This is a genomic window from Actinomarinicola tropica (genome assembly GCF_009650215.1).
In the GTDB taxonomy this organism is placed as follows: Bacteria; Actinomycetota; Acidimicrobiia; order Acidimicrobiales; family SKKL01; genus Actinomarinicola; species Actinomarinicola tropica.
Genome location: NZ_CP045851.1, coordinates 1,573,031 through 1,596,905, shown reverse-complemented (window position 1 = coordinate 1,596,905; position 23,875 = coordinate 1,573,031). Strand labels below are relative to the sequence as shown.

The window sequence follows — 23,875 nt, the reverse complement described above, 5'->3', positions numbered from 1 at the left end:
CGCCGCTCAACGGCCCTCGAAGCGCGGTGTGCGCTTGGCGAGGAACGCCGCCTGCCCCTCGCGGTAGTCGGCGGAGTCGAAGCACGCCTCGACCATCGCCCGGTGGCGATCGAGGTCGCGCCGGGAGGCGTCCCGCACCGCCTCGCGGATGCCGACCTTGCAGGCGGCGACCGTGAGGGGGGCGTTCTCGCAGATGCTGCGGGCGAGGGCGTCGACCTCGGCGTCGAGGCGGTCGACGGGGACGACGCGGTTCACGAGCCCCATGTGCTCGGCCTCGGCCGCGGTGTAGCGCCGCGCCGAGTAGAGCATCTCGGCCACGTTGGCAGGACCGATCAGACCGACGAGGGCCTCGATGCCGTCGAACGAGTAGCCGAGTCCGAGGCGCGCCGCCGGCACCCCGAAGCGGGCGTCGTCCGCCGCGATGCGGATGTCGGCCTTCAGCGCCGTGAGGAGCCCGCCGCCCATGCAGAACCCACGGATCCGGGCGATCACCGGCTTGGTGAGCGCCCGCCAGCCCTGCTCGGCGTCGGCGAAGGTGCGGTCGAACGCAGCACGGGCCTCCGGCGACGTGCGCTGCTCGGCGAACTCGGAGATGTCCGCCCCCGACACGAAGGCCTTGTCGCCGGCACCGGTCAGCACGACGACCCGGACGCCGTCGTCGGCGGCGAGCGCGTGCAGCAGCCCGGGGAGGGCGTGGCGGATCTCGGACGACAGCGCGTTGCGCTTCTCCGGGTTGTTGAACGTGACCGTCGCGACGCCGTCGTCGACGTCGCAGAGCAGCATCTCGGTACCGGTGTCGTGGGTGCGGGTCACGGGGCTCCTCGTGGGGTGGGTGATCGTCAGATGGTGCCGTCGCGGCGGAGCGCGGCGATCTGGTCGGCGGTGCGGCCGAGAGCGGCCAGGATCTCGTCGGTGTGCTCGCCGGGGTCGGGGGCGTGCGTGCGCACGGTGGCGGCGGGGCCGCCGTCGTCCGACATCCGGACGGGGTGTCGGACGAGGCGGAGGGCGCCGAGGGTGGGGTGGACGACCTCGCCGACCATCTCCAGATGCGTGACCTGGGGGTCGGCGAAGACCTGGTCCATCGTGTTGACCGGGCCCGCCGGCACGCCGTGCGCGGTCAGGACCTCGACCCACTCGGCCGTGGTGCGGGTGCGCAGCACGTCGGCGATGATGCCGTTGAGCTCGCCGCGACGTTCGTGCCGCGCCGCACCGGTGCCGAACCGGGGGTCGGTCAGCAGGTCCTCTCGACCGATCGCGGTGCAGAACCCCCGCCACAGGCGCCCGGACGGCCCGGCGACGTTGACGTGGCCGTCGGCCGACTCGAAGCACCCCATCGGCAGGAGCGTGGGGTGGTGGTTGCCCTCCTGGCCGGGGACCACGCCGTCGACCGTCCAGCGCGCCGCCTGGAGGTCCATCATGGCGATCATCGACTCGAGCAGGGAGGTGCGCACCCACCGGCCTCGACCGGTGCGCTCGCGGTCGTGGAGCGCAGCGAGGACACCGACCGCGGCGTAGAGGCCCGATGCCAGGTCGGAGACCGGGATCCCGACGCGCATGGGCCCCCGCCCCGGCTCGCCGGTGACGCTCATCAGGCCACCCATCCCCTGGGCGATCTGGTCGACGCCGCCCCGTGCGGCGTAGGGACCGTCCTGGCCGAACCCGGAGATCGACGCCATGACCAGGCGCGGGTTGCGCGCGTGGACCGTGTCCCAGTCGAACCCGAGGCGTCCCTTGACCGGCGGCCGCATGTTCTCGACGAGGACGTCCGCGGTGTCGACGAGATCGTGGAGGACGGCCCGGCCGGCGTCGGTGCGCAGGTCGAGGGACAGGGCCCGCTTGTTGCGGTGCACGTACTGCACGTCGGATCCGTGCCGGTCCTCACCGGCGACACCCGGCTGGCCCGGATGGGTCGGCGCCTCGATCCGGACGACGTCCGCGCCCCAGTCGGCGAGCTGGCGGACGCAGGTCGGCCCCGCCCGCGCCACGGTCAGGTCGAGCACCCGGATGTCGTCGAGCGGCAGCGTCACGATCCCCCCTCCGAGCCCGACCCTAGCCAGCGGCGGGCGCGTGCTCGGCGTGGGCCATCATGGGATGCGGCGACACGACCCGGGGGCACGACGGTTGGACGAGACGACGGAGGCGGCGAGGGCAGGCCGGGACGGGTGGGCTGACGACCCGGCCGGAGGCCTGCCGCGATGACGACGCCCGCGCCCTGGACGCACCACCTCCCGTCGGGCACCGACCCTGACGCCGTCGACCTCCTCGCTCGCGGCACCCTCCCGCGCGCCTGGGTGGCGCTCTGGCGGGAGGACGCCGAGCGCGCAGCCCTCCGCGACGTCGACGGGACGTGGCTCTCCAGGGGCGATCTCCTCGGTCGCAGCGAGCAGACCGCGCGGCGGCTCGCCGGCGCCGGGCTCCGCCGCGGCGACCGCGTGCTCCTGTCCGGCGGGCCCTCCGCCGACCTCGTCGTGGCCCACGTCGCCGCGCTGCGACTGGGGCTCGTCGTCGTTCCGGTCAACGACGCCTACACGCCCCGCGAGCTGCAGGTGCTCCTCGAGGACTCCGGCGCCCGCGGCGCCGTGCTCGGGTCGGCGCCGATGCGCGAGCAGGCCGCCGCCGCGGGTCTCCCCGTCGTCGCCGGGGTGGACGTCGACCTCCCCGACGGCCCGGAGGTGCGCCTCGACGTCGCGGGACCGGACGATCCCGCGCTCCTCCCCTACACCTCCGGCACCACGGGCCGGCCGAAGGGAGCGCTGCTGACCCACGCCAACATCCTCGCCAGCGTCGAGGCGCTGCTGCTGGCGTGGCGCTGGTCCGAGGACGACCGCCTCGTGCTCGCCCTCCCCCTGTTCCACATGCACGGGCTGGGCGTGGGCGTGCACGGCACGCTCGCCGCCGGTGCCAGCGCTGTCCTCCTCCCCCGGTTCGACCCCGAGGACGTCCTCACCGAGGCCGCCGATGCCACGATGTTCTTCGGGGTCCCGACCATGTACAGCCGCCTCGTCGAGGCACCCGGCGCCGAGCGCCTGGCCTCGCTCCGCCTCTGCGTGTCGGGCTCGGCGCCGCTGAGCGCCACGCTGCACGCCCGCATCGCTGATCGCTGCGGGCAGCGGGTCCTCGAGCGCTACGGCATGACCGAGACGGTGATGCTCGTCTCGAACCCCTACGACGGCGAGCGACGGCCGGGGACCGTCGGCATCCCGCTCCCCGGTGTCGAGCTCCGCCTCGCGCCGGGCACCTCGGAGATCGAGGTCCGGGGGCCGAACGTGTTCGGCGGCTACGACGCGCGTCCCGAGGCGAACGCCACGTCCTTCACGCCCGACGGCTGGTTCCGCACCGGCGACGTCGGCGCCGTCGACGACGCCGGCCACGTGGCGATCGTCGGCCGAGCCAAGGAGCTCATCATCTCGGGCGGCTACAACGTGTACCCCCGTGAGATCGAGGACCTGATCCGCGCCCAGCCCGGCGTCCGGGACGTGGCCGTGGTCGGCACCCCGTCGGAGGAGTGGGGCGAGGTCGTCACCGCCGTCGTCGAGGCGCCCCCGGACGTCGATGCCGACGCGGTGGTCGCCGCGGTGGCCGCCGACCTCGTGGCCTACAAGCGACCGCGCCTGGTGCGACGCGTCGACGCCCTGCCGCGCAACGCCATGGGCAAGGTCGTCCGCGCCGCGATCGACACGACCGGCTAGCGGCTCACTCGTCACCCACGTCGAGGACCGCACGCACCGGCCAGTGGTCCGACGGCAGGGCGCACCCGAGGCGAGCCGTCAGCACCGTGGCGTCGACGACGCGCACGTCGCCGCGCACGAGCACGTGGTCGATGCGACGACGATCGGTCCGGCCGGTGAAGGCGTGCTCGGTGCCCGTCGTGCCCTCGGGTTCGACCAGGACCAGGCCACCGTCGGCGAGGACGTCGATCACCTCCGAGGTCGGGTCGGCGTTCAGGTCCCCCATCAGCACCTGGGGCAGGTCCGGATCGAGCATCTCGACCAGCTGGGCTGCCGCGACGCGACGGCGGTCCTCCGACGCCTCGTCGAGGTGGGTCGACGTGACCTGGACGAGGCGCCCCTCGGGCTCCAGCCGCACCGTCGCCATGGTGGCGATGCGGGGGAAGCCGGCGCCGGGGAGGCGGGTGCCCGGCACGTCCGGCGTCGCACCGAACCACACGGTGCGGTGGGCGACGACGACGGCGCGGTCCTGGTGCACCAGGACCGGGCACCGCTCGCCGCGCCGGCCGTCGGTCCGTCCCTCCCCCACGAAGCGGTAGGCGCTCAGCCGGCGCTCGAGGTACCGCTGCTGGAAGCCGTAGACCTCCTGCAGAGCGACGAGGTCGGCGTCGAGCGCGGCGATCGTCCTCGCCGTCGTCGCGCGACGGAACGGCCACGCGTTCCTGCCGTCGAGGCCGAGGCCGTTGCGGATGTTGAAGGTCGCCACGCGCAGCATCGCCACGGCCGCACCGTACCGAGCGTCATCGGGCGGCGGGTGGGTAGAGGCTCGCCGTGCTCGACACCCCTCCCCGCCTCCGCTACGTCACCGACGAGGAACCCGGCCTCCGGCGCACGGGTCGCACCCGGTTCAGGTACGTCGACCCCGAAGGTCGCCGCGTCGACGACGCCGAGACCATCGCACGGGTCACCGCCCTGGCGATCCCACCGGCGTGGACCGACGTGTGGATCTCACCGCACCCGAACGGGCACATCCAGGCCACGGGTCGCGACGCCAAGGGCCGCAAGCAGTACCGCTACCACCCACGCTGGAGCGAGCACCGGGCCCAGGTGAAGTTCGACCAGCTCCGCGACTTCGGCCACGCCCTCCCGACCCTGCGGGCCCGCATCGACGAGGACCTGTCCGAGCGTGGGCTCGGGCAGGACCGGGTGGTGGCGCTCGTCGTCTCGCTCCTCGACCTCACCGGGTGCAGGGTCGGGAGCGAGGTCTACGCCAAGCAGAACAAGACCTACGGGATCACGACGCTGCGGAGTCGTCACGCCCGGGTCACCAGCGGCGCGATGCACATGCGGTTCACGGGCAAGCACGGCAAGGTCTTCGAGATCTCGTGCAACGACCCACGGCTGGCGCGCATCGCCAAGCGGTGCCAGGAGCTCCCGGGCCAGACCCTCTTCCAGTACCTCGACGACGACGGCGCGCCGCGCCCGGTGCGCGCCGAGGACATCAACGAGTACCTGCAGCAGGCGACGGGGCTCGAGATCACGGCCAAGACGTTCCGGACGTGGGAGGGATCGGTCCAGGCCGCCACCCTCCTCGCCGGCATCGAGGTGCCGACGTCGGAACGGGCGCGCCAGTCGACGCTGAAGGACGCCATCGGCGAGGTCGCCGACGTGCTCGGCAACACCGTCGCGGTGTGCCGCAGCTCGTACGTGCACCCACGGGTGGTCGAGCTGTGGGAGGCCGACGAGCTGGCGGACCGGTGGGCGTCGGGCCCGCGGCGCGGCAAGGCCGACGTCAGCACCGAGGAACGTCGCTTCCTCCACGTCCTCGAGCTCGACCTCCCGCGGCATGAGCGGCGGGCCGCCTGAGTCAGATCCAACCGCTCCGACGGAAGTACCTGAACAGCGTGAGGCAGATCACGGCCATGGCGGCCAGCACCGCCGGGTACCCGAAGCGCCAGTCGAGCTCGGGCATGTGGTCGAAGTTCATGCCGTAGACGCCCGCCACCAACGTCGGCACCGCCGCCATCGCCACCCATGCGGAGATCTTCCGCATGTCCTCGTTCTGGCGGACGCTGACCCGGGTCAGGTTCGCTTCGAGGACGCTCGTGAGCAGGTCGCGGTTCGTCTCGTTCTGCTCGGTGACGCGGACGAGGTGGTCCTCGACGTCGCGGAAGTAGGAGCGCACCGCCGGCGGCACCGTCGGCAGCGGCTGGCTCGACAGGCGATGGAGGGGGTCGACCAGCGGACCGAGGGCCCGGTGGACGCCGAGCACCTCGCGCTTGAGCTTGTAGATGCGCTCCACGGGGTTCGTCGGGGTGTCGGAGAACACCGCCGCCTCGACCTCGCCGATGTCGTCGTCGATGCCGGCCATGACCGGCGCGTAGTCGTCGACCACCCGGTCGAGGATCCCGTGGAGCACCGCCGCCGGTCCGAGCGCGAGGCGTTCGGGGTCGGCCTCGAGCTCGGCGCGCACCTCGGCGAGGGCGCTGGCGGCACCGTGGCGCACCACGACGATGAAGTCCGCGCCGACGAAGATCAGCAGCTCCCCGAACTCGACGGTCTCGGTGGGATCGTCGTAGCGGGCGGTCTTCAGCACGAGGAAGAGCGTGCCGTCGTAGATCTCGAGCTTCGGGCGCTGGTGCGCCTCGACCGCGTCCTCGGATGCGAGGGGGTGCAGACCGAGGGCGTCCATCACCTCGGAGAACTCCTCTGCGGTGGGCTCGAAGAGGCCGAGCCACACGAACCGACCGTCGCCCCGCTCGCGCTGGCCCAGGTCGCTCAACGACGCCCGGCCCGGTCGGCGTGCCCCCTGGTCGTACTCGGCGCAGTCGACGATCACATCCGCAGTGTGTCACCGACCGCCACGGTGCTGGTCGATCAGACGCCGCCGCGTGCCGGGTGCTCCGCGCGGGCGATCGCCGCCCGCATCCCCGCCGTCGGCTCGACGCCGAGCTCGTAGCGCAGGCGTCGCCGGAAGCGGTCGAGGGTCCGACGCGCCAGCGCGTGGTCCCCCCGGGCCAGCAGGGCCTCGACGAGGAGCAGCTGCGCCTCCTCGTTGCAGGGATCGTCCGCCAGGAGCTCGAGGGCGATGTCCGCGGCGTCGTCCACGTCGCCGACGTCGAGCTGGTGGCGCCCGACCCGCCGCAGCACCGACATCCGCAGCCGGCGGTACCGGGCCTGGACCTCGTCGAGCCAGGGCTCGAACCACCCCGGCAGCAGGTCGAGGCGGAAGACGACGAGGTCGGCGCCGACCGGGGTCGGGTCCACGTGCAGCCGGCGCGCGGCGTCGAGCGCCTGGTCGAGGTCGACGTCCCACCCGGACCCCAGCGAGAGGGATCCGTGAGGGTCGACGTCGATGCCCTGCCGGACCTGGTCGGACAGCCGGCCGAGCAGGGTGTCGAGGAGGCGGGCCCCGGGCGAGGGGGTGGTCGCCGGCCACACCGCACGTGCGACCACGTCCCTCGTCTGGGGCCCCCGGCGCAGCGCGAGGAGCGCCACCAGGCGCTCGCCCGCCGCCGGCAGGTCCACGCGGACCCCGCCGGCTCGCACCTCGAACCCGCCGAGCAGCTGCAGCGTCGTCGTCATGCTCGTCGAGAGCCGCGATGCCCGAGCCTGATACCTCTCAGGACCCGCCGAGGACGACGAAGGCGTGGGCGGCGGCGACGTCCTGCGGACCGCCCCGCGCCAGGGCCGCGGTCCGCGCCGCAGCGAGGGCGTGCGGCACGTCCAGTCCGCCCGCCACCGCCCGGTGGAGGTCGACGACGAGGTCGACCGTCGCCTCGTCGGGCACCATCGTCAGCGGTGCCACCACCTGGCTGACGCCCATCGACAGCAGGCCGACGGCCGATCCGATCAGCTCGTCGCCGGTGGCGACGGTCGAGGCGCCGGCGTCGCACGCCGGCAGGACGACGGTGCGGGGCGGGTCCTCGAGGTGCTCGAGGTCGTACACCGTGAGCGGCCCGTCCGCGAGCTGGAGGGACGTGAACAGCGGGCTGTCGGAGCGGAGCGTCCCGTGGGCGGCGAGGTGGACCATCCGGGCGCCGGAGGCGGCGTCGAGCACGCGGCCGGCGCGGCAGTCCTCGGGACCGAGCACCAGGGCGTCGGGGTGGACCTCGGAGAGGAGCTCGAGCTCCCGCTCGACGTGCTCGAGGTCGGGACCACCCACGAGGACGACCCGACCGTCGACGGCGGGCCGGGCGGCGCGCACCCACAGCGCGGCGCTGGGGGCGACGACGACGGGCCGAGCGGTGAGGGAGGGCACGACCGACCACGGGAACCGCTGGAGGACGCCGGTCGGCACGATGACGACGGGCCCGTCGGGCGCCAGGCCGAGCGGTGCCACCACGCGCTGGTCGACCGCTCGCCCCAGCGCGCCGAGGGCCTCGACCGCTGCCGCGAGGGCGCGCGGCGACGAACGGGCGACGGCCAGGCGACGGATCGACGCGAGCGCCTGCGCGACCTGCGCCGAGAGCTCCGCGACCGGACCGAGGGCGCACCACCGCCACGTCGCCGGATCGGCCTCGGCGACCACGGCGTGCAGCTCACCGTCGACCTCCACGAGCTCGACCAGCTGGGCACCGGTCGCGCCGAGCTGGGCGCGAAGACCCCCGAGGTCGAGCCGCTCGCTGGCCGCACCCGAGCCCGAGAGGCTGCGACTCACCGCGCGGACCTCGTCCTCGAGCTCGATCCGCCGAGCGCGCTCGGCGTCGTCGACCTCCGCGCCGCCGAGCAGCAGCTCCCGGTGCGCGGCGTCGAGGGCCCGCAGGTCGTCGAGGAGTGCTGCGAGGCGCCCGTCCCGAGGGGGTCGGACCGGCGGGAGGCTCAGGGCCCGGGCCCGCCAGCGCTCCGCCCAGCGCAGCAGGTCCTCCGGCGAGCCATCCTCGACGGCGAGGCGGAGCCCGAGACCGGCCAGCTCCCGGCCCTGCGCCGCGGCGTGCACCCGCAGCTCCGTCGAGCCGAGGGCAGCCTGGTGCGCGGCGATGACCCGCATCCCAGCGGCCAGCGCCCGACGGGCGCCGGCACGGTCGCCGTCCTCGGCACGGAGCATCGCGGTGGCGAGCCACGCGCTCGCTCGCAGCGCCGCGGGGCCCTGGCAACGGTCGGCCGCCGACCGCTCCAGCGCGCGCCGCGCCAGCTCGACACGCCCGAGCGCGATGCCGAGGCGCCCGACGAGGGCACGTGCGCCCGCCGCCTCGACCGTCCAGCCGTGCGCGTCGAGCTGCTCGGCCACCCCGAGCACGGCGTCGAGGTCGTCGGGTCCCACCGCTCCGCCGGCGACGTCGGCCCGCAGCACCAGGTGGTCGGCGATCGTGGCCCAGGGGTCCCGCCCCGCGGCGCGGAACGTGTCGGCGGCCTCCTGCGCCGCCCGGCGTGCGCTGGCCGTCCGCCCCGCGGCGAGCGACGCCTCGGCGAGGAGCAGGCGCGCCTCGGCCTCCGTCAGCCGGTTCCCGGCCGCAGACGCGGCGTCGACGGCGCGAGCAGCCGCTTCCGCAGCCTCCTCCGCCAGACCACCGGTGAGGAGCACCGCTCCCAGGTCGGCATCGAGGGTGGCGACGAGTCGGGCCGCGCCGAGCGCCTCGTAGGCCCGGCGGGCGGTCCGCAGGTCGTCGAGGGCCCGGGGCACGTCGCCGCGCCGACCGCGCACGAACCCGAGGTTGTGGAGCGCTGCCGCGGCCGCCATGTCCTGGCCGAGGCGCGTGGCGAGCGACTGGCACTCGTCGAGGTCGTCCTGGGCCCGGTCGAGCTGCCCGAGGAAGGCGAGGATGACGCCGCGGTTGGACAGGAGGCGGCACCGGGCGAGGTCATCGCCGGCGTCGACGAGCATGGGGAGCGCGCGGTCGAGCGCCTCGAGCGCCGACGCGAGCCGACCGCCGTAGATCTCGAGCAACCCGCGCTGCATGACCAGCCGACCGGTCGGCCCACCCGGCGGGATCTGCTCCTCGGCGAGGTCGAGCTCGGCGCGGGCCGCCTCCGCATCGCCCGCGGTGAGCAGGCACACCGAGCGACTGACCCGGATCTCGGCGGCGAGGGCGCCCTCCGCGGCGCCGTCGGCGGCGTCGGCCGCCTCGCCGAGCGTGCGGCAGGCCGCCTCGACCTCGTCCAGCTCCGACAGCGCCCGACCGAGCGCCCACAGCGCCCCGATGCGCTCGAGCGGCGTCGCCGAGCCGTCGTCCACGAGGTCGCGCGCCGCGTCGGCCGTCCGGCGGGGATCTGCCTGCACCGCCTCGAGCAGCGCCGCGGCACGCCCCAGCGTCACCCCTCCGCTCCCGACGTCGACCACCCGAACCCGTGCATCGGACCCAACTTTGTCGTATCAAGGCACCGACGGGTCGATCGGATCGCATCGGCTGCACGGGCGGGGGCGACGACGCCCCTCCTCACGACCAGGCGAGGAGAGCACCATGTACGACGGCGAGCGCAGGGAGCTGCTGCAGGGACCGTGGCTGGGCAAGGTGGCGTTCAGCGCCGACAGCGCGGGCCGACCCTTCGTCCACCGACCGGGCGAGCTCCTCGTCTCGACCCGCGAGCTCGACCGCGTGGTCGAGCTGGGCGGCGGTCGGGCCGAGCGGGTCCGCGAGGTGGGATCGCTCACGCTGCTGGCCGGCGTCGACGACGTCGTCGGGCTGGCCCGCGCCCTGCGGCGGGAAGGGGTCGCCGCCCAGCCCAACCACGTGTTCTTCGCGGCGACCGGCGTGCTCGCCAACCCCGCGCTGCTCGCCAACCCGGCGCTCCTCGCCAACCCGGCCCTGCTCGCCAACCCCGCGCTCCTCGCCAACCCCGCGCTCCTCGCCAACCCCGCGCTCCTCGCCAACCCCGCGCTCCTCGCCAACCCCGCGCTCCTCGCCAACCCCGCGCTCCTCGCCAACCCCGCCCTGCTCGCGCACGGGCAGGGCGGGTGCCCGCACTGCAGCTGCTTCGCCAGCCCGATGCCCGTCGTCGCACCGGAGGAGGCTCCTGTCGCCACCAACGCCCGGGCGTGCACCGCGCCGAGCACCCTGACGGCGAGCGGCACCCAGGACGGCCCCCGGGTGCTCGTGCTCGACACCGGGCTCGCCGCCGGGGACTTCCGGCCGGCGTTCGTCGGGTCGGTCCAGCCGCTCCGCACCGACGACGTCGACCACCCCGACGAGGACGGCGACCTCGCCATCGACCCCGCTGCGGGCCACGGCACCTTCATCGCCGGCATCGTCGAGCGTCTGGCGCCACGCTCGCCGGTCGCGGTCGACCGCGTCCTCTCGACGTTCGGCCACGGCGACGACGCCGACATCGCGGCGGCGATCGATGCCATCGACCCGGGCGACCTGCCCGAGATCCTCAACCTGTCGTTCGGTGGCTACACCGAGGACGACGAGCCGCCGCTGGCCCTCTCCGAGTCCCTCGCCCGGGTCGTCGCCCACGGTTCGGTCGTCGTGGCGTCGGCGGGCAACGAGGCGTCGTGCCGTCCGAGCTGGCCCGCCGCGCTCCCCGACCTCGTCTCGGTGGGGGCGATCGGACCGTACGGGCCGGCGCCGTTCACCAACGTCGGCCGGTGGGTCCGGGCCTGCGCACCGGGGGTCGACGTCGTCTCCCGCTTCTTCGTCCCGAAGGGCGGCGACCCGTCGAGCCTGCCCGAGGACGAGGACGGGGCGGCGTTCGAGGGATGGGCGCGGTGGAGCGGGACGTCGTTCGCCGCTCCGGCGGTGGCCGCGGCCATCGCCGCCCGGATGGCCACGGGCTGCGACGCGTCGGAGGCGGTGCGCCGCGTGGTCGACGACCCCTCGCTGCTGCGGATCCAGGGCCTCGGCACCGTCGTCAACCTGGCCTGAGCCGACCGCACCGGGAGGTATCAGGGCGGCTGGTCCGCGCTCTGGTCGGTCATGGAGCTCGTCGCCCAGCCCACGCGTCCGGCACCGGCGGCGCGCCGCGCCCCTAGGATCCGGACGGTGTCGGACGACCTCACCGCCCTGGTCGCTGCCGCATCCCGCGGCGACGAGACCGCGTGGTCGTCGCTCGTCGACCGCTACGCCGGACTCGTCTGGCACGTCGTGCGCACGTTCCGCCTCCCCGACGCCGTCGTCGAGGACGCGTACCAGACCACCTGGCTCCGCCTCGCCGAGCACCTCGACCGGATCCGCCAGCCGGAGAGCCTGGCGGGGTGGCTCGCCCGCACCGCCCGCAACGAGTGCCTCCGCGCCGTGCGGCTCGCCCAGCGCGAGCACCTCGACGACGAGGTCGATCCACCCGCGGTCGAGGAACCGTTCGGTCAGCCGCTCGAGGACGCCGAGCGCGACGCGGCGCTCTGGGACGCCTTCAACACGCTGCCGGCACGCTGCCAGCGCCTGCTCCGCCTCCTCCTCGCGGACCCCCCGATCCCCTACGACACGATCAGCGAGCTCATGGACATGCCCATCGGCAGCATCGGACCCACGAGGGCCCGGTGCCTCCAGAAGCTCAGGGCCACCGCGGGCATCCGATCGCTCCAGGAGGACCGATGACCGACCGACCGGACGTCCCCGTCGACCCGGCCGATCCCGACGCCGAGCTGCTCGCCGAGCTCGGCCGGACCCTCGACGCCCACGATCCCCCGTCGGCCTCCGCCATCGCCGCCGCGCGCGCCGCCTGGACGTGGCGGACCATCGACGCCGAGCTCGCCGAGCTGCGCGTCGACTCGGCGCTCGAGCCGCTCGGCGTCCGGGGCATGGCGTGGCCGCGGCAGCTGTCGTTCGAGAGCCGCGAGCTCACCATCGAGGTCGAGGTCGAGGGCGACCAGCTCGTCGGGCAGCTCGTCCCCACCCGTCCGCTCGAGGTCACGCTCGTGCGGCCGGACGGCACCGAGCGCACGACACGAGCCGACCCCATCGGGCACTTCACCTTCCCCGACGTGCCGCCGGGGACCCTGCGCCTGCAGGTCACGGCACCGGACGGCGCGGTCACCACCCAGTGGTTCTCCGTCTGAGGACGGGACCTCCGCCCGCTAGCGCTCCAGCGCCGACTCCGCGCCGCCCGCGGGCGGCGTGGCTCCGGTGGCCGACTCCCACGCCCGGGCCGCGGCCCGCTGCGCGAGGACGCGCGCCACACCGGCACCGACGCCCGAGGCCACGGCCCACTGGATCGCGTTCGTCCACGAGGTGTTGCGGTCGGCCGGGTCGGTCGGCTCGTCCGCGCCCTTGATCCGTGTCCAGATCGCACCGACGACGCGGCGCGCCACCAGCGCCGCGAGGACGCCGGATCCGAGCGTCATGGCCTTCCAGAGGACCTGCTCCCCCGTCGACGGCCCGGCGTCGCCGAACCGCTCCCCGATCTCGTCCTGGATGCGCTCCATCGCGGTGCTCACTCGATCCTCCCGGGTCCGTGGTCGCCTCGGCGGCTACCCCGGCGGGGTGGCGACGACACAGACGTCACCGCTCACGCAGCACGACCGTGGCGTCGGGAGCATCGAGCACGGAGGCGGCCGGGTCGAGGCGGTAGCCCGCCGGGTGCTCGAAGTCGCCGAGCGCGTCGACGTCCCGGGGCCGCTCGACGAGCAGCCAGCGCACGAGGGCGCCCTTCAGCAGCTTGTTCCAGTGCGAGACCGTCCGGCCCGATCCGTCGACGAAGCGCACGGTCACACGCCGGTGCGGTACCGCCGCTGACCAGTCGCACGCCGCGGCGTGCTCCTGGGGCAGCAGGTCCCACACCACGCGACCCGCCGCCAGGTCCCCCAGCACCGGTGCGAGGCGGGGCCGCCACCACGTCGAGAGCCGGCCCGTCCCGGGGAGGTTCGCCGACATCTTCAGCCGGTGGTCGGGCACCGGGTCGTCCGGGGCGACCAACCCGAGGAGGCCGGAGACGATGCGGACCTGGTCCTCGCCGCGGCGCCGTGCCGCCGTCGGGAGCCGGTGCCAGTCGAGCTCGCGGTAGAGGACGCCGGTGAAGCGGTCGATCGCCGGCATGGTGGCGGCACGGGGCGCCACCGCACCCGCACGGCGTGCGATCGGGAGGATGGCGGCCCGGTGGCGGTCGAGCGCGCCGTCCCGCTGCTGGCCCCGCCGCCAGGTGGGACCCCCGCCGCCGGGAGCCTTCCCCTCCGACGGCGGGATGAGGATGAGTGGCGGCGCGGTGGGCATGGAGCACGTGCTAGGCGCCGCGGGGTGGATCCCGCCAGCCCGCTGGTGCGACCACCACGAGATGCTCCCGCGCCCGGTGGCGGGTTTGGCCGGGTCGGACGGCCGGGTACGGGCGGCCGTGCGCACGCTGAGCCACGCAGCGTGAGCACCCGAACCCCCACCCCGACACCCCGACGCACCTCAGGACGGACACCCGTGGCCCAGCTCATCGTCGACACCGCAGACCCCGATCCCATCGACCCGGCCGACGCCGACGCCCACGCCGGGTGGCGGGGCGGCCGGTCCCTGCGAGACCTGGCCGACGTGGCCCCCCTGCCGTGGTCGACGGTCGCCCGGATCGGTGCCAGCGTCGCCGCCGAGCTCGCCGAGCTGCACGCCGCGGGACGACTCCACGGAGCGATCCGGCCCGACACGGTCGTGGCGTTCGCCGACGGACGCACCTGGCTCGTCGACGCCGACACCGCGACGCACCTCCCGACCCCCGGCCACGTGCGACTGGCTCCGGAGGTGCGGGCCGGCGAGGCCCCGGTCCCGGCGTCGGACGTCTACGCCCTCGCCGTGTGCCTGCTCGGCCTCCTCGGCCACCGGACCGACCGGCAGCGGGTGACGGCCCTCGACGCCGACAGCGCGGTCCCACCCGCCGGCGCCCAGGTGCTCATGGGCATGCTCGCCGACCGCTCGGAGGCCCGGCTCGACGCGGCGACGGCCGCCGGTCGACTCGAGGCGTCGAGCCGTCAGCACCCCTCGGCGAGCGCAGCCGACCTCGCCGGGCTCGTGGACGAGGACGAGGGCGTCGTCGTGCCCCTCTTCCCCGAGGACGAGGGGCCGACCGACGCCCCGACGACCGCCGTACCCCGCACCGTGGCCGGCCTCACGACCCTGGCCGCCCCGCTCTCGCCCCGCTCGGCCACCCCGCGACGCCTCGGGGTCCTGGCCCTCACCGCGGTGACCGCTCTCTTCGCCCTGCTGTTCACCTTCGCCTCCCCCGCTCCCGATGGCGGCACGGGCGACGTCACCTCGCTCGTCGCGGTCGACGACGGGGCGAGCACCTCCGCCTCCGCGTCGCCCTGATCCGTCCGGGCGCCGGCTCCTGCCGGGCCCGTGGCATGCTCCAAACGTGGACGACCTGACGACGGTGGCGGGGCGCCTGTGGGGCGCGCTCGGCGGGGCCGAGGATGCGCTCGAGCGGCTCGAGGTGGTCGGCGACCGACGGGTCCTGCCCTCGATCGTGGACGTGACGGGGTTCGCCGGCGCCTGCGCCGCGGCCGTCGCGCTCGCCGTCGGCGAGGTGCTGGCCGCCCGGGGCGCCGGTGCCCCGCCCCCCGTGCGCGTCGACACGCGACGTGCGGCGGCGACCTTCCTGTCGGAGCGCCTCTTCCGCCCCGAGGGCTGGTCACTGCCCGACCTCTGGGACCCGATCAGCGGTGACCACGCCGCCGCCGACGGGTGGGTGCGGCTGCACGCCAACTACCCGTGGCACCGCGGCGCCGCGCTCTCGGCGCTGGGCCTGCCCGACGACGCCGAGAGGGACATCGTGGCCCGGACCGTCGGCGAACGGCCGGCCGAGGAGATCGAGTCGGCGGTGGTCGCCGCCGGGGGGTGTGCCGCCGCCCTCCGGTCCTCCGACACCTGGAGCACGCACCCGCACGGCGCCGTCGCTGTCCACGAACCCCTGCTGCGTCGCGACGCGACCTTCGAGGGGCCGGGCCGCCCGTTCCCCGCACCCGACGGTCGACCGCTCGCCGGCGTCCGCGTCGTCGACCTCACCAGGGTCATCGCCGGACCGGTCTGCACCCGCCTGCTCGCCGCCCACGGCGCCGAGGTCATCCGCGTCGACCCGCCCGGCTTCGCCGAGGTCGGCGCCCTCCTCCCCGAGACGACGATCGGCAAGCGCCGGCTGGCGCTCGACCTGACCCAGGAGTCGGACCAGGAGCACCTCGGTCGCCTCGTCGCCGGCGCCGACGTCGTGGTCCACGGCCTCCGGCCCGGCGCGCTCGACGACCTCGGACTCGGACCCGCGTGGTGGCGGGAGCGACGCCCGGGCCTCGTCGTCGCCGCGCTCGACGCCTACGGCTGGGACGGCCCGTGGGCCGACCGGCGCGGCTTCGACAGCCTGGTGCAGATGAGCGTCGGCATCGCCCACGCCGGCATGGTCGCCACGGGCGCCGAGCACCCGGTGCCGCTCCCCGCCCAGGCCCTCGACCACGGCGCCGGCCACGTGCTCGCCGCCGGCATCCTCCTGGCCCTGGCCGACGGCGCCGCCGGCGGTCCGGCCGTCGACCTGCGCACGTCGCTCGTCGGCGTCGCCAACCACCTGCGCGCGATGCCCGACCCCGACGGGATCGGGCTCGAGCCGCCGTCGTGGGGCGACGACGACGTCGAGCGGCGGGAGACGGGATGGGGCCCGGGGTGGGGCGTGCCGGCGCCGCGCGACGTGGACGGGTGGCCCGGCCGGTGGGACATCCCGGCAGGACCCCTAGCGTCGAGGCGATGACCGACGACTCCGCCCCTCGCCGCCGCGCCGGCAGCGCCTACGTGGTCGCCCCCGACGCCGGCACCGGCCCCGGCGTGCTGGTGCTGCACTCCTGGTGGGGGCTGACGACCTTCGTCCGCCAGTGGTGCGACCGGCTCGCCGACGAGGGCTTCGTCGCGCTCGCACCCGACCTGTACGCCGGCGAATCGGCGGACCGTCCCGACGAGGCCGAGCAGCTGCTCGCCCAGATGGACGTCGACCGGGCCGCCGACCTCGTCCTGTCGTCGGCCGGCGCCCTGCGCGACCTGCCGATCACCGACGACGGGCCGATCGGCGTCGTCGGCTTCTCGATGGGTGCGTCCTGGGGCCTGTGGCTCGCGGCGCGCGCCCCGGAGCACGTCGGCGCCAGCGTCGCCTACTACGGCACGCAGGGCATCCCGCTCGACGACGCGACGAGCGCGTTCCTCGGCCACTTCGCCGAGCGCGACGAGCTCGTGAGCGACGACGAGGTGGTCGAGCTCGAGGCGCACCTCCACCTGGTCGGCAAGGCGGTCGAGTTCCACCGCTACGCGGGCACCGGCCACTGGTTCGCTGAGGAGGACCGGCCGGCGGCCTACGACCCGGGCGCTGCCGCACTCGCGTGGGAACGGACCGTCCGGTTCCTCCGCCACCACCTCGACCGCTGAGCGGGCGAGCGGCGATGATCGGCCCATGAAGATCGTGCGCGTCCGCACCCCCGACGGCGACCTCCCCGGGCTCGTCCCCGTCGACGACGACCGCGTCGTCCTGCTCGCCCCCGACGAGCTCGAGCTCGCGCTCACCGCCTCGCCGGACGAGCGCGCCGCCCTCGTCGACGAGCGCGGCGGCGGCTCGATCCCCCTCGACGGCGCCCACCTCCTCGCGCCCGTCCCCCGCCCCCCGAAGTTCCTCGCCATCGGGCTGAACTACGCCGAGCACGTCGCCGAGACCGGCAGGTCCCGGCCCGAGCTCCCGCTCTTCTTCAACAAGCAGTCGACGTGCGTCGTCGGCCCGGGCGAGCCGATCGAGGTGCCCCGCGTGAGCCACCAGGTCGACTACGAGGGGGAGCTCGGCATGGTCATCGGCCGCCGGTGCCGAGACGTCGGCGCGGCCGACGCCGCCTCGGTCGTCGCCGGCTACGTCGTCGTCAACGACGTCTCGGTGCGGGACTGGCAGCAGCGGTCGCCGACGATGACCCTCGGCAAGTCGTTCGACACCCACGGCCCGATCGGCCCGTGGATCGTCACCGCCGACGAGCTCGGCGACCCCCACGGGCGCTCGCTGCGCACGTGGGTCAACGACGAGCTGCTCCAGGACGGCGACACGGCGCAGATGATCACGAACTGCTGGGAGCAGATCGAGCTGCTCTCCACCGTCTGCACGCTCGAGGTGGGCGATGTCATCGCCACCGGCACGCCCGCCGGCGTCGGCGTGGCCCGTGACCCGCAGATCTGGCTGCGAGACGGCGACGTCGTCCGCATCGAGATCGACGGCGTGGGCACGCTGGAGAACCCGGTGGTGGGGCCCCGGTGACCGATACTGCGGAGATGTCCCACAGGCAGACGATCGTCACGCTCGACCTCGAAGGGGTGCTCGTCCCCGAGATCTGGATCGCCGTCGCCGAGCGCACCGGCATCGACGCGCTCCGGCGCACGACGCGCGACGAACCGGACTACGACGTGCTCATGCGGTACCGGCTCGACCTGCTCGACGAGCACGGGCTGTCCCTCTCGAAGATCGAGGACGTCATCGCCGGCCTCGCGCCGTTGGCGGGGGCGGTCGAGTTCCTGGCCGCCCTGCGTGAGCGCACCCAGGTCGTGATCCTCTCCGACACCTTCGAGGAGTTCGCCCGACCGCTGATGCGGCAGCTCGACTGGCCCGCGCTGATGTGCCACCGGCTGCTCGTCGCCGACGACCGCATCACCGGCTACCGGCTGCGCATCGAGGACCCGAAGCGCCGGGCCGTCGAGGCGTTCCAGGGGCTCGGCTACCGCGTGATCGCCGCCGGCGACTCCTACAACGACACATCGATGCTGCGCGCTGCCGACCACGGCTTCCTCTTCCACGCCCCGGCCAACGTCGTCGCCGAGTTCCCCGAGCTCCCGGCCCTCGACACCTACGAGGATCTCCTCGATCGGGTCACGGATCTGCTGGACTGACCACGACCGACGACGTGGGAGAGGCGGAGCGGGCGAGATGAGCGACGTGTCACAGGGACCGGGCTGGTGGCTCGCGTCCGACGGGCGGTGGTACCCGCCGACGGCGCAGCCGGGCGTGCCGATGGACCAGGAGACAGCGGCGCAGGTGGGCGCCGCGCCGGCGGCACCGCAGCAGCACGTCGGCATGACGGCGTCGCTCCCCGGACCGGCGCTGAGCCCGGTGCTCGCCGTGGTGGCCCAGGCCGGGTTCGCGGTGATGGCGGCGCTCAACCTGCTCGTCGCGGTGCTCGTGGTGCAGACGAGGTCGGCGGCCGACGACTACCTCACCTCCTCCACGAACGCAGGCCTCCTCGACTGGGTCGACGTCGAGGAACGGATGGTCAGCGCTGCGAACGCCACGTTCTGGATCGGGATCGCGGTGACGGTCCTCTTCATCGTCTGGTCCTGGCGTGCCCACACCGCCTCGGACCGCCTGCGGCCCTTCGAGCGGAAGTACGGCAGGGGTTGGACCATCGGCGCGTGGTTCATCCCCGTCGCCAACCTCATCCTGCCGAAGCTGGTCATCGGCGAGATCGAGCGCATCGCCCACGCACCGCGTGACGGCGGCATCGTCCGGCGCTGGCAGTCGGTACGAGTGTCCCTCGTCGGTTGGCTCTGGTGGATCGGCCACGTCGCCGGGACCGTGCTGGCGCGCGTCGCCGTGTCGAACGTGAACGAGGCGGTGGAGTCCGGAGCTCCGGACGACCTGCTCGGGGCCTACGACGTGTTCACCGCAGCGACGGCCATCGCCGCCGCCGGCCTGGTCGTCGGGGTGGTCTACGTCGGCCGGATCTCCCGGCGCCTCGGGCCCGAGGCGTTCGCCCGCAGCAACGCGCTGGACCCCGTCGCGCCGCAGCGCTGAACCCGGACGCCAGACTGTCGGGGCCATGTCCCGACTCGACCCCGCCGAGATCGAGCGGCGGCGCGCCCTGCTGCCGACGCCGCGCTACCCCGAGGAGCTGCCGATCTCGCAGCGCCGAGGGGACCTCCTCGACGCGCTGCGCGACAACCAGGTCGTCGTCGTCGCCGGGGAGACGGGGTCGGGCAAGTCCACGCAGCTGCCCAAGCTGTGCCTCGAGCTCGGTCGCGGCGTCGAGGGACTGATCGCCCACACCCAGCCCCGCCGCATCGCCGCCCGGTCGATCGCCGAGCGGATGGCCGAGGAGCTCGGGACCGAGGTCGGCGGTCTCGTCGGCTACGCCGTGCGGTTCACCGACGAGGTCGGACCCGACACCCTGCTGAAGCTGATGACCGACGGCATCCTGCTCGCCGAGATCCAGCGGGACAGGGACCTGCGGCGCTACGACACGATCATCGTGGACGAGGCCCACGAGCGCAGCCTCAACATCGACTTCCTGCTCGGCTACCTCCGCCAGCTCCTCCCCCGCCGACCCGACCTGAAGGTCGTCATCACCTCGGCCACGATCGACACCGAGCGCTTCTCGCAGCACTTCGGCGGGGCACCCATCGTCGAGGTGTCGGGCCGCACCTACCCCGTCGAGATCCGCTACCGGCCGCTCGAGGACCCCGACGACGTCGAGGCCGAGGTGCGCGACCAGCCCCAGGGGATCGTCGACGCCGTCGAGGAGCTGCGCCGTGAGGGGCCGGGCGACGTGCTCGTCTTCTGCGCCGGCGAGCGTGACATCCGCGACGCCGCCGACGCCCTCCGCGACCGGGCGTTCCCCGACACCGAGATCCTCCCCCTCTACGCGCGGCTGTCGGCGGCCGAGCAGCACCGCGTGTTCGCACCCCACACCGGGCGGCGCATCGTCCTCGCCACCAACGTGGCCGAGACCTCCCTCACCGTCCCCGGCATCCGCTCGGTCGTCGATCCCGGCAACGCCCGCATCTCACGCTTCAACCACCGCACGAAGGTGCAGCGCCTCCCGATCGAGGACGTCTCCCAGGCCTCGGCCGACCAGCGGGCCGGCCGGTGCGGCCGCATCGGGCCGGGCACCTGCATCCGGCTCTACAGCGAGGAGAGCTACGACGCGCGGCCGCGGTTCACCGAACCCGAGATCCAGCGCACCAACCTGGCGTCGGTCATCCTCCAGATGGCCGCCATCGGACTGGGCGAGATCGAGCGGTTCCCGTTCGTGGACCCGCCCGATGCGCGCGCGGTGCGCGACGGCATCGCGCTCCTCGTCGAGCTCGGCGCGGTCGACCCCGAGCACGAGGGGACGCGACGCTGGCTCACCCCGCTCGGCCGGCAACTGGCTCGTCTCCCCCTCGACCCCCGCCTCGGTCGCATGGTCCTCGCCGCCCACGAGTCCGGCTGCCTCCACGAGGTCGCCGTGATCGCCGCCGGGCTCTCGATCATCGACCCCCGCGAGCGCCCGAGCGGGAAGGAGCAGGAGGCCGCGCAGCTCCACGCCCGCTTCGCCCACCCCGACTCGGACTTCCTCTCGCTGCTCGCCCTGTGGGAGCACGTGCGCGAGGTGCGGCGGGACCGCTCGTCGAACCAGTGGCGCAAGCAGCTGAAGGCCGAGCACCTGAACGTCATGCGCGTCCGCGAGTGGCAGGACGTCTACGCCCAGCTGCGCCAGGTCTGCGGCCAGATGGGGATGCGGATGCGCCACGGCGGCGAGGAGCCGAGCGCCGCGACGATCCACCAGGCGCTCCTCACCGGGCTCCTCTCCCACGTCGGCATGCGCATCGGCGACACGCGCGACTACCGGGGAGCCCGCGGCGCCACCTTCGCGATCGCCCCCGGGTCGGTGCTGAGCCGGGCCCGACCCCGTTGGGTGATGGCCGGCGAGCTCGTCGAGACCAACCGGATGTGGGGCCGGATGGTCGCCCGCATCCAGCCGGAGTGGCTCGAGTCGGCCGGCGCCCACCTCGTGAAGCGGAGCTACGGCGAGCCGTGGTGGGACGCCGAGCGCGGGGCCGCCTCGACCACCGAGCGCGTCACGCTCTTCGGGCTGCCCGTCGTCGCCGGTCGCACGACCAACCTCGCCCGCGTCGACCCGGAGCGGGCCCGTGAGCTCGTGATCTGGCACGCCCTCGTGCACGGCGAGTGGACCACGCACCACCGCTTCGTCGAGCGCAACCGCGCCCGGGTCGAGGAGGTCCACGACCTCGAGGCTCGCGCCCGGCGCGACCTGCTCCTCCCCGACGAGGCGCTGTTCGACTGGTTCGACGAGCGGGTGCCCGACCACGTGGTGTCGGTTCGCTCCTTCGACAAGTGGTGGAAGGGCGCCCGGCGGGACACCCCGGACCTGCTGGACGTCCCCCTCGACGTCCTCGTCTCGGGGTCCGACGCGCCCGATCCCGACGACTTCCCCGACGAGTGGCGCCACGGCGACCTCACCCTCGACGTCGCCTACGAGTTCGACCCGTCCTCGCTGACCGACGGCGCGGTCATCGAGGTCCCGCTCGCCGCGCTGAACCAGATCGACCCCGACGCGTTCGAGTGGAGCGTCCCGGGCGTCCGCCCCCTTCTCGTCGACGCACTCGTGCGGTCACTGCCGAAGTCGATCCGTCGGAGCCTCGTCCCCGTGCCCGACACGGTGGCCGCGGTGCTCGACCACCTCGACACCGCCGCAGGGGACGGCCTGCTGCGCGCGCTGGCCCGCGAGCTGCGGCGCACCACCGGCGTGGAGGTCACCCCCGAGGACTTCGACCTCGACAAGGTGCCGGACCACCTGCGTCCGACCGTGCGCGTCGTGGACGAGGCGGGCCGACCGATCGCCCAGGGCAAGAGCGTCGAGGCCCTCGGCGACCTGCTCGATCGCCAGGTGCGCACGGCCATCTCGCAGTCCGGTCCGTCCATCGAGCGGACCGGCCTCACCGACTGGCCGGGCGGTGATCTCCCCTCCGTGATCGACACGACCGGGGCCGGCCACGTGGTGCGGGCCTACCCGGCCCTCGTCGACGAGGGCGACACCGTCGCCGTGCGCCTCCTCCCCAGCCAGGACGAGCAGTGGGAGGCGATGTGGGTCGGCACGCGCGCGCTGCTGGGACGCTCGGTCCCCGCCGTCGTCCGCGCGGTCACGCGGATGCTGACCAACCGGTCGCGTCTGGCGCTCGCCGTCTCGCCGTGGCGCTCGGAGCAGGACTGGGCCCTCGACGTGGTGGGCGCCGCGGTCGACGGCATCCTCGACGAGCAGGGCGGACCGTCCTGGACCGAAGAGGGGTGGCGTCGGCTCCGCGCCGCGACCGCCGAGCAGCTGCCGAAGGTGCTGGTCGACGTGGCGCCCGTCGCGGTCGACGTGCTCGACCTCATCGGGCGGATCGTCCCGCGCCTCGACGAGATGGACCAGAAGGCGCTGGCGCCGTCGGTCGCCGACGTGCGCGAGCAGCTCGGTCGGCTGGTCTACCCGTCCGTCCTCACCTCGATCGGTGCGCCACGGGTGGCCGACCTGCGCCGGTACCTGCGGGCGATCGAGCACCGGCTCGACAAGCTCCCCGACGGGCTGCGCAAGGACCAGGAGCGCATGGTGGCGGTACGTCGGCTCGAACAGGAGCTGGACGCCCTGGCCGAGCGCGTCCCCGCCTCGCCCGAGCTCGACCGTGCCACCTGGATGCTCCAGGAGCTGCGGGTCGCCAGCTTCGCCCAGCACCTCGGCACCACCGAACCGGTGAGCGACAAGCGCGTGCGCGCGGCTCTCGCCGCGGCCGCCGGTCAGGCGTAGCCGACGGCTGCGGGTCAGGCCGAGGTGGCGGCGTGGAGGGCGCCGGCCAGCTCGACGAGCTCGGCGCGCTCGACCTCGGTGAGCGGCTCGAAGGCGTGGGCGATCGCCCGGTCGGTGTTCGCCTCCGCCTGCGCCCAGCGCTCGTGGAGCGCGTCGTCGACCGGCGGCAGCTCGGACCAGCCGTAGATCGGGGCCATCCCCGGGCTCTTCACCGCCACCGCCTCGACCGGCGACAAGCCGGCACCGAGCAGGCAGGCGGCGTGGAGTCCGAACCGCAGCTCGCGCAGCGCGTTGAGGTGGTGGACGGCCGCTCCCGCGGGGTCGGTCGGGGCGTCCAGCGTGCGCCAGCCGGCGAGGACCGGTGCGCCGGCGACGCGCGCCGACGTGGCCACCTGCTGGGCGAGGAGGGCGAGGCGCGCGGCGTCCAGGTCGTCGGGCACGTGCGCTGCGGCCCAGTCGGCTGCGCACGCGGCGAACGCCCGTGCCGCGTCGCGCGGCGACATCACCGCCGTCCCCTTCTCCCACTGCGTCCGCACGTTCGCCGGCTCGAAGACGACGAACGCCGCGGCGACGACCCCGGCGTCGACGTCGCCGAGCACGCCGCCGCGGCCGGTGACGTAGAAGTCGAGGCCCTCGAACCCGAGCTCCGCTCCCCTCTTGTACGTCGTCCCGGCCAGCATGAAGTGGCTGGTGATCGTGCTGATCGCCGGTGCGCTGGCCTGCGCCGCCGCGAGTGCGTCCATGTGCCGTCCCCTCGTTCCCCGCCGGCCGACCGTCGGCCGCTGACGACCTGTCTACC

At 74.6% G+C, this 23,875-nt stretch carries 21 protein-coding genes; 12 read left to right on the top strand and 9 right to left on the bottom strand.

The window, feature by feature from the left end; all coding sequences use genetic code 11:
* Positions 1–6: 6 nt before the first annotated feature.
* Both GH723_RS07860 and GH723_RS07855 read right to left on the bottom strand, forming a co-directional pair.
* Complete coding sequence (locus GH723_RS07860) at positions 7–813, bottom strand: enoyl-CoA hydratase (RefSeq protein ID WP_229023173.1); 807 nt, start codon at positions 811–813, stop codon at positions 7–9.
* Positions 814–839: 26 nt separating this feature from the next.
* On the bottom strand, positions 840–2,027 hold the full coding sequence (locus GH723_RS07855; RefSeq protein WP_229023171.1) for a CaiB/BaiF CoA transferase family protein: 1,188 nt from the start codon (positions 2,025–2,027) through the stop codon (positions 840–842).
* A 168-nt stretch (positions 2,028–2,195) separates the two neighbouring features.
* On the opposite strand from GH723_RS07855, the gene GH723_RS07850 reads away from it, so the two are divergent.
* Positions 2,196–3,689, top strand: a complete 1,494-nt coding sequence (locus GH723_RS07850) for an AMP-binding protein (protein WP_153759134.1) — start codon at positions 2,196–2,198, stop codon at positions 3,687–3,689.
* Positions 3,690–3,693: 4 nt separating this feature from the next.
* Here the strand turns inward: GH723_RS07850 and GH723_RS07845 are convergent, their stop codons facing one another.
* Positions 3,694–4,443 (bottom strand): endonuclease/exonuclease/phosphatase family protein, encoded by a 750-nt coding sequence (locus tag GH723_RS07845; protein WP_229023254.1) that lies wholly within the window; start codon positions 4,441–4,443, stop codon positions 3,694–3,696.
* Positions 4,444–4,499: 56 nt separating this feature from the next.
* On the opposite strand from GH723_RS07845, the gene GH723_RS07840 reads away from it, so the two are divergent.
* Complete coding sequence (locus GH723_RS07840; RefSeq protein ID WP_153759132.1) at positions 4,500–5,534, top strand: DNA topoisomerase IB; 1,035 nt, start codon at positions 4,500–4,502, stop codon at positions 5,532–5,534.
* Between the two features lies 1 nt (position 5,535).
* Here GH723_RS07840 and corA read toward each other — a convergent pair whose 3' ends face one another.
* From corA to GH723_RS07825, 3 genes are read right to left on the bottom strand one after another with little or no spacing between them, the layout of a single operon-like run.
* The gene (corA, locus tag GH723_RS07835; RefSeq protein ID WP_153759131.1) at positions 5,536–6,507 is read right to left on the bottom strand and encodes a magnesium/cobalt transporter CorA; all 972 of its coding nucleotides are present in this window, start codon (positions 6,505–6,507) and stop codon (positions 5,536–5,538) included.
* Positions 6,508–6,545: 38 nt separating this feature from the next.
* Positions 6,546–7,253 carry an AfsR/SARP family transcriptional regulator gene (locus GH723_RS07830; RefSeq protein ID WP_153759130.1) on the bottom strand — a complete coding sequence of 236 codons (708 nt, stop codon included), beginning with the start codon at positions 7,251–7,253 and terminating at the stop codon, positions 6,546–6,548.
* A 37-nt stretch (positions 7,254–7,290) separates the two neighbouring features.
* Positions 7,291–9,924, bottom strand: coding sequence for a CHAT domain-containing protein (locus GH723_RS07825; protein WP_153759129.1), 2,634 nt, complete (start codon positions 9,922–9,924; stop codon positions 7,291–7,293).
* A gap of 145 nt (positions 9,925–10,069) precedes the next feature.
* Here GH723_RS07825 and GH723_RS07820 point away from each other — a divergent pair, with 145 nt between their 5' ends.
* From GH723_RS07820 to GH723_RS07810, 3 genes are all read left to right on the top strand, one after another.
* A complete protein-coding gene (locus tag GH723_RS07820) occupies positions 10,070–11,473 on the top strand; it encodes a S8/S53 family peptidase (RefSeq protein WP_153759128.1) in 1,404 nt (467 codons plus the stop codon).
* A gap of 117 nt (positions 11,474–11,590) precedes the next feature.
* A complete protein-coding gene (locus tag GH723_RS07815) occupies positions 11,591–12,142 on the top strand; it encodes an RNA polymerase sigma factor (RefSeq protein ID WP_229023170.1) in 552 nt (183 codons plus the stop codon).
* Positions 12,139–12,603, top strand: coding sequence for a carboxypeptidase-like regulatory domain-containing protein (locus tag GH723_RS07810; protein ID WP_153759126.1), 465 nt, complete (start codon positions 12,139–12,141; stop codon positions 12,601–12,603). The genes GH723_RS07815 and GH723_RS07810 overlap by 4 nt, the downstream gene beginning before the upstream one ends.
* Positions 12,604–12,621: 18 nt before the next feature.
* On the opposite strand, the gene GH723_RS07805 is transcribed toward GH723_RS07810, so the two are convergent.
* Positions 12,622–12,981 (bottom strand): DUF4235 domain-containing protein, encoded by a 360-nt coding sequence (locus tag GH723_RS07805; protein ID WP_153759125.1) that lies wholly within the window; start codon positions 12,979–12,981, stop codon positions 12,622–12,624.
* A gap of 64 nt (positions 12,982–13,045) precedes the next feature.
* The gene (locus GH723_RS07800; protein ID WP_153759124.1) at positions 13,046–13,753 is read right to left on the bottom strand and encodes a YaaA family protein; all 708 of its coding nucleotides are present in this window, start codon (positions 13,751–13,753) and stop codon (positions 13,046–13,048) included.
* Positions 13,754–13,948: 195 nt separating this feature from the next.
* Between GH723_RS07800 and GH723_RS07795 the strand changes: the two genes are divergently transcribed.
* Genes GH723_RS07795 through hrpA form a run of 7 tightly spaced genes read left to right on the top strand, consistent with a single transcriptional unit; the run spans position 13,949 to position 23,076 of the window.
* Positions 13,949–14,824: a serine/threonine-protein kinase gene (locus GH723_RS07795; RefSeq protein ID WP_153759123.1), complete on the top strand. Its 876-nt coding sequence runs from the start codon at positions 13,949–13,951 to the stop codon at positions 14,822–14,824.
* 46 nt (positions 14,825–14,870) lie between these two features.
* Complete coding sequence (locus GH723_RS07790; RefSeq protein WP_153759122.1) at positions 14,871–16,247, top strand: CoA transferase; 1,377 nt, start codon at positions 14,871–14,873, stop codon at positions 16,245–16,247.
* On the top strand, positions 16,244–16,912 hold the full coding sequence (locus GH723_RS07785; RefSeq protein ID WP_195210597.1) for a dienelactone hydrolase family protein: 669 nt from the start codon (positions 16,244–16,246) through the stop codon (positions 16,910–16,912). Before GH723_RS07790 ends, GH723_RS07785 begins: the two co-directional genes overlap by 4 nt.
* A 25-nt stretch (positions 16,913–16,937) precedes the next feature.
* The gene (locus GH723_RS07780) at positions 16,938–17,777 is read left to right on the top strand and encodes a fumarylacetoacetate hydrolase family protein (protein WP_153759120.1); all 840 of its coding nucleotides are present in this window, start codon (positions 16,938–16,940) and stop codon (positions 17,775–17,777) included.
* 14 nt (positions 17,778–17,791) lie between these two features.
* The gene (thrH, locus tag GH723_RS07775; RefSeq protein ID WP_153759119.1) at positions 17,792–18,403 is read left to right on the top strand and encodes a bifunctional phosphoserine phosphatase/homoserine phosphotransferase ThrH; all 612 of its coding nucleotides are present in this window, start codon (positions 17,792–17,794) and stop codon (positions 18,401–18,403) included.
* A gap of 37 nt (positions 18,404–18,440) precedes the next feature.
* Entirely contained in the window at positions 18,441–19,304 is an 864-nt protein-coding gene (locus GH723_RS07770) for a DUF4328 domain-containing protein (protein ID WP_153759118.1), read from the top strand.
* Positions 19,305–19,329: 25 nt separating this feature from the next.
* Positions 19,330–23,076 carry an ATP-dependent RNA helicase HrpA gene (gene hrpA / locus GH723_RS07765; RefSeq protein WP_153759117.1) on the top strand — a complete coding sequence of 1,249 codons (3,747 nt, stop codon included), beginning with the start codon at positions 19,330–19,332 and terminating at the stop codon, positions 23,074–23,076.
* Positions 23,077–23,090: 14 nt separating this feature from the next.
* Here hrpA and GH723_RS07760 read toward each other — a convergent pair whose 3' ends face one another.
* Positions 23,091–23,819, bottom strand: a complete 729-nt coding sequence (locus GH723_RS07760; RefSeq protein WP_153759116.1) for an SCO6745 family protein — start codon at positions 23,817–23,819, stop codon at positions 23,091–23,093.
* Positions 23,820–23,875: the final 56 nt, after the last annotated feature.

Bases quoted from the DNA above. Each gene is read 5' to 3' on its own strand.
- thrH (WP_153759119.1), top strand. From the start codon at position 17,792: ATGTCCCACAGGCAGACGATCGTCACGCTCGACCTCGAAGGGGTGCTC.
- GH723_RS07845 (WP_229023254.1), bottom strand. From the start codon at position 4,443: ATGCTGCGCGTGGCGACCTTCAACATCCGCAACGGCCTCGGCCTCGAC.
- GH723_RS07785 (WP_195210597.1), top strand. From the start codon at position 16,244: ATGACCGACGACTCCGCCCCTCGCCGCCGCGCCGGCAGCGCCTACGTG.
- hrpA (WP_153759117.1), top strand. From the start codon at position 19,330: ATGTCCCGACTCGACCCCGCCGAGATCGAGCGGCGGCGCGCCCTGCTG.
- GH723_RS07830 (WP_153759130.1), bottom strand. From the start codon at position 7,253: ATGACGACGACGCTGCAGCTGCTCGGCGGGTTCGAGGTGCGAGCCGGC.
- GH723_RS07770 (WP_153759118.1), top strand. From the start codon at position 18,441: ATGAGCGACGTGTCACAGGGACCGGGCTGGTGGCTCGCGTCCGACGGG.
- GH723_RS07800 (WP_153759124.1), bottom strand. From the start codon at position 13,753: ATGCCCACCGCGCCGCCACTCATCCTCATCCCGCCGTCGGAGGGGAAG.
- GH723_RS07850 (WP_153759134.1), top strand. From the start codon at position 2,196: ATGACGACGCCCGCGCCCTGGACGCACCACCTCCCGTCGGGCACCGAC.
- GH723_RS07760 (WP_153759116.1), bottom strand. From the start codon at position 23,819: ATGGACGCACTCGCGGCGGCGCAGGCCAGCGCACCGGCGATCAGCACG.
- GH723_RS07780 (WP_153759120.1), top strand. From the start codon at position 16,938: ATGAAGATCGTGCGCGTCCGCACCCCCGACGGCGACCTCCCCGGGCTC.
- GH723_RS07820 (WP_153759128.1), top strand. From the start codon at position 10,070: ATGTACGACGGCGAGCGCAGGGAGCTGCTGCAGGGACCGTGGCTGGGC.
- GH723_RS07810 (WP_153759126.1), top strand. From the start codon at position 12,139: ATGACCGACCGACCGGACGTCCCCGTCGACCCGGCCGATCCCGACGCC.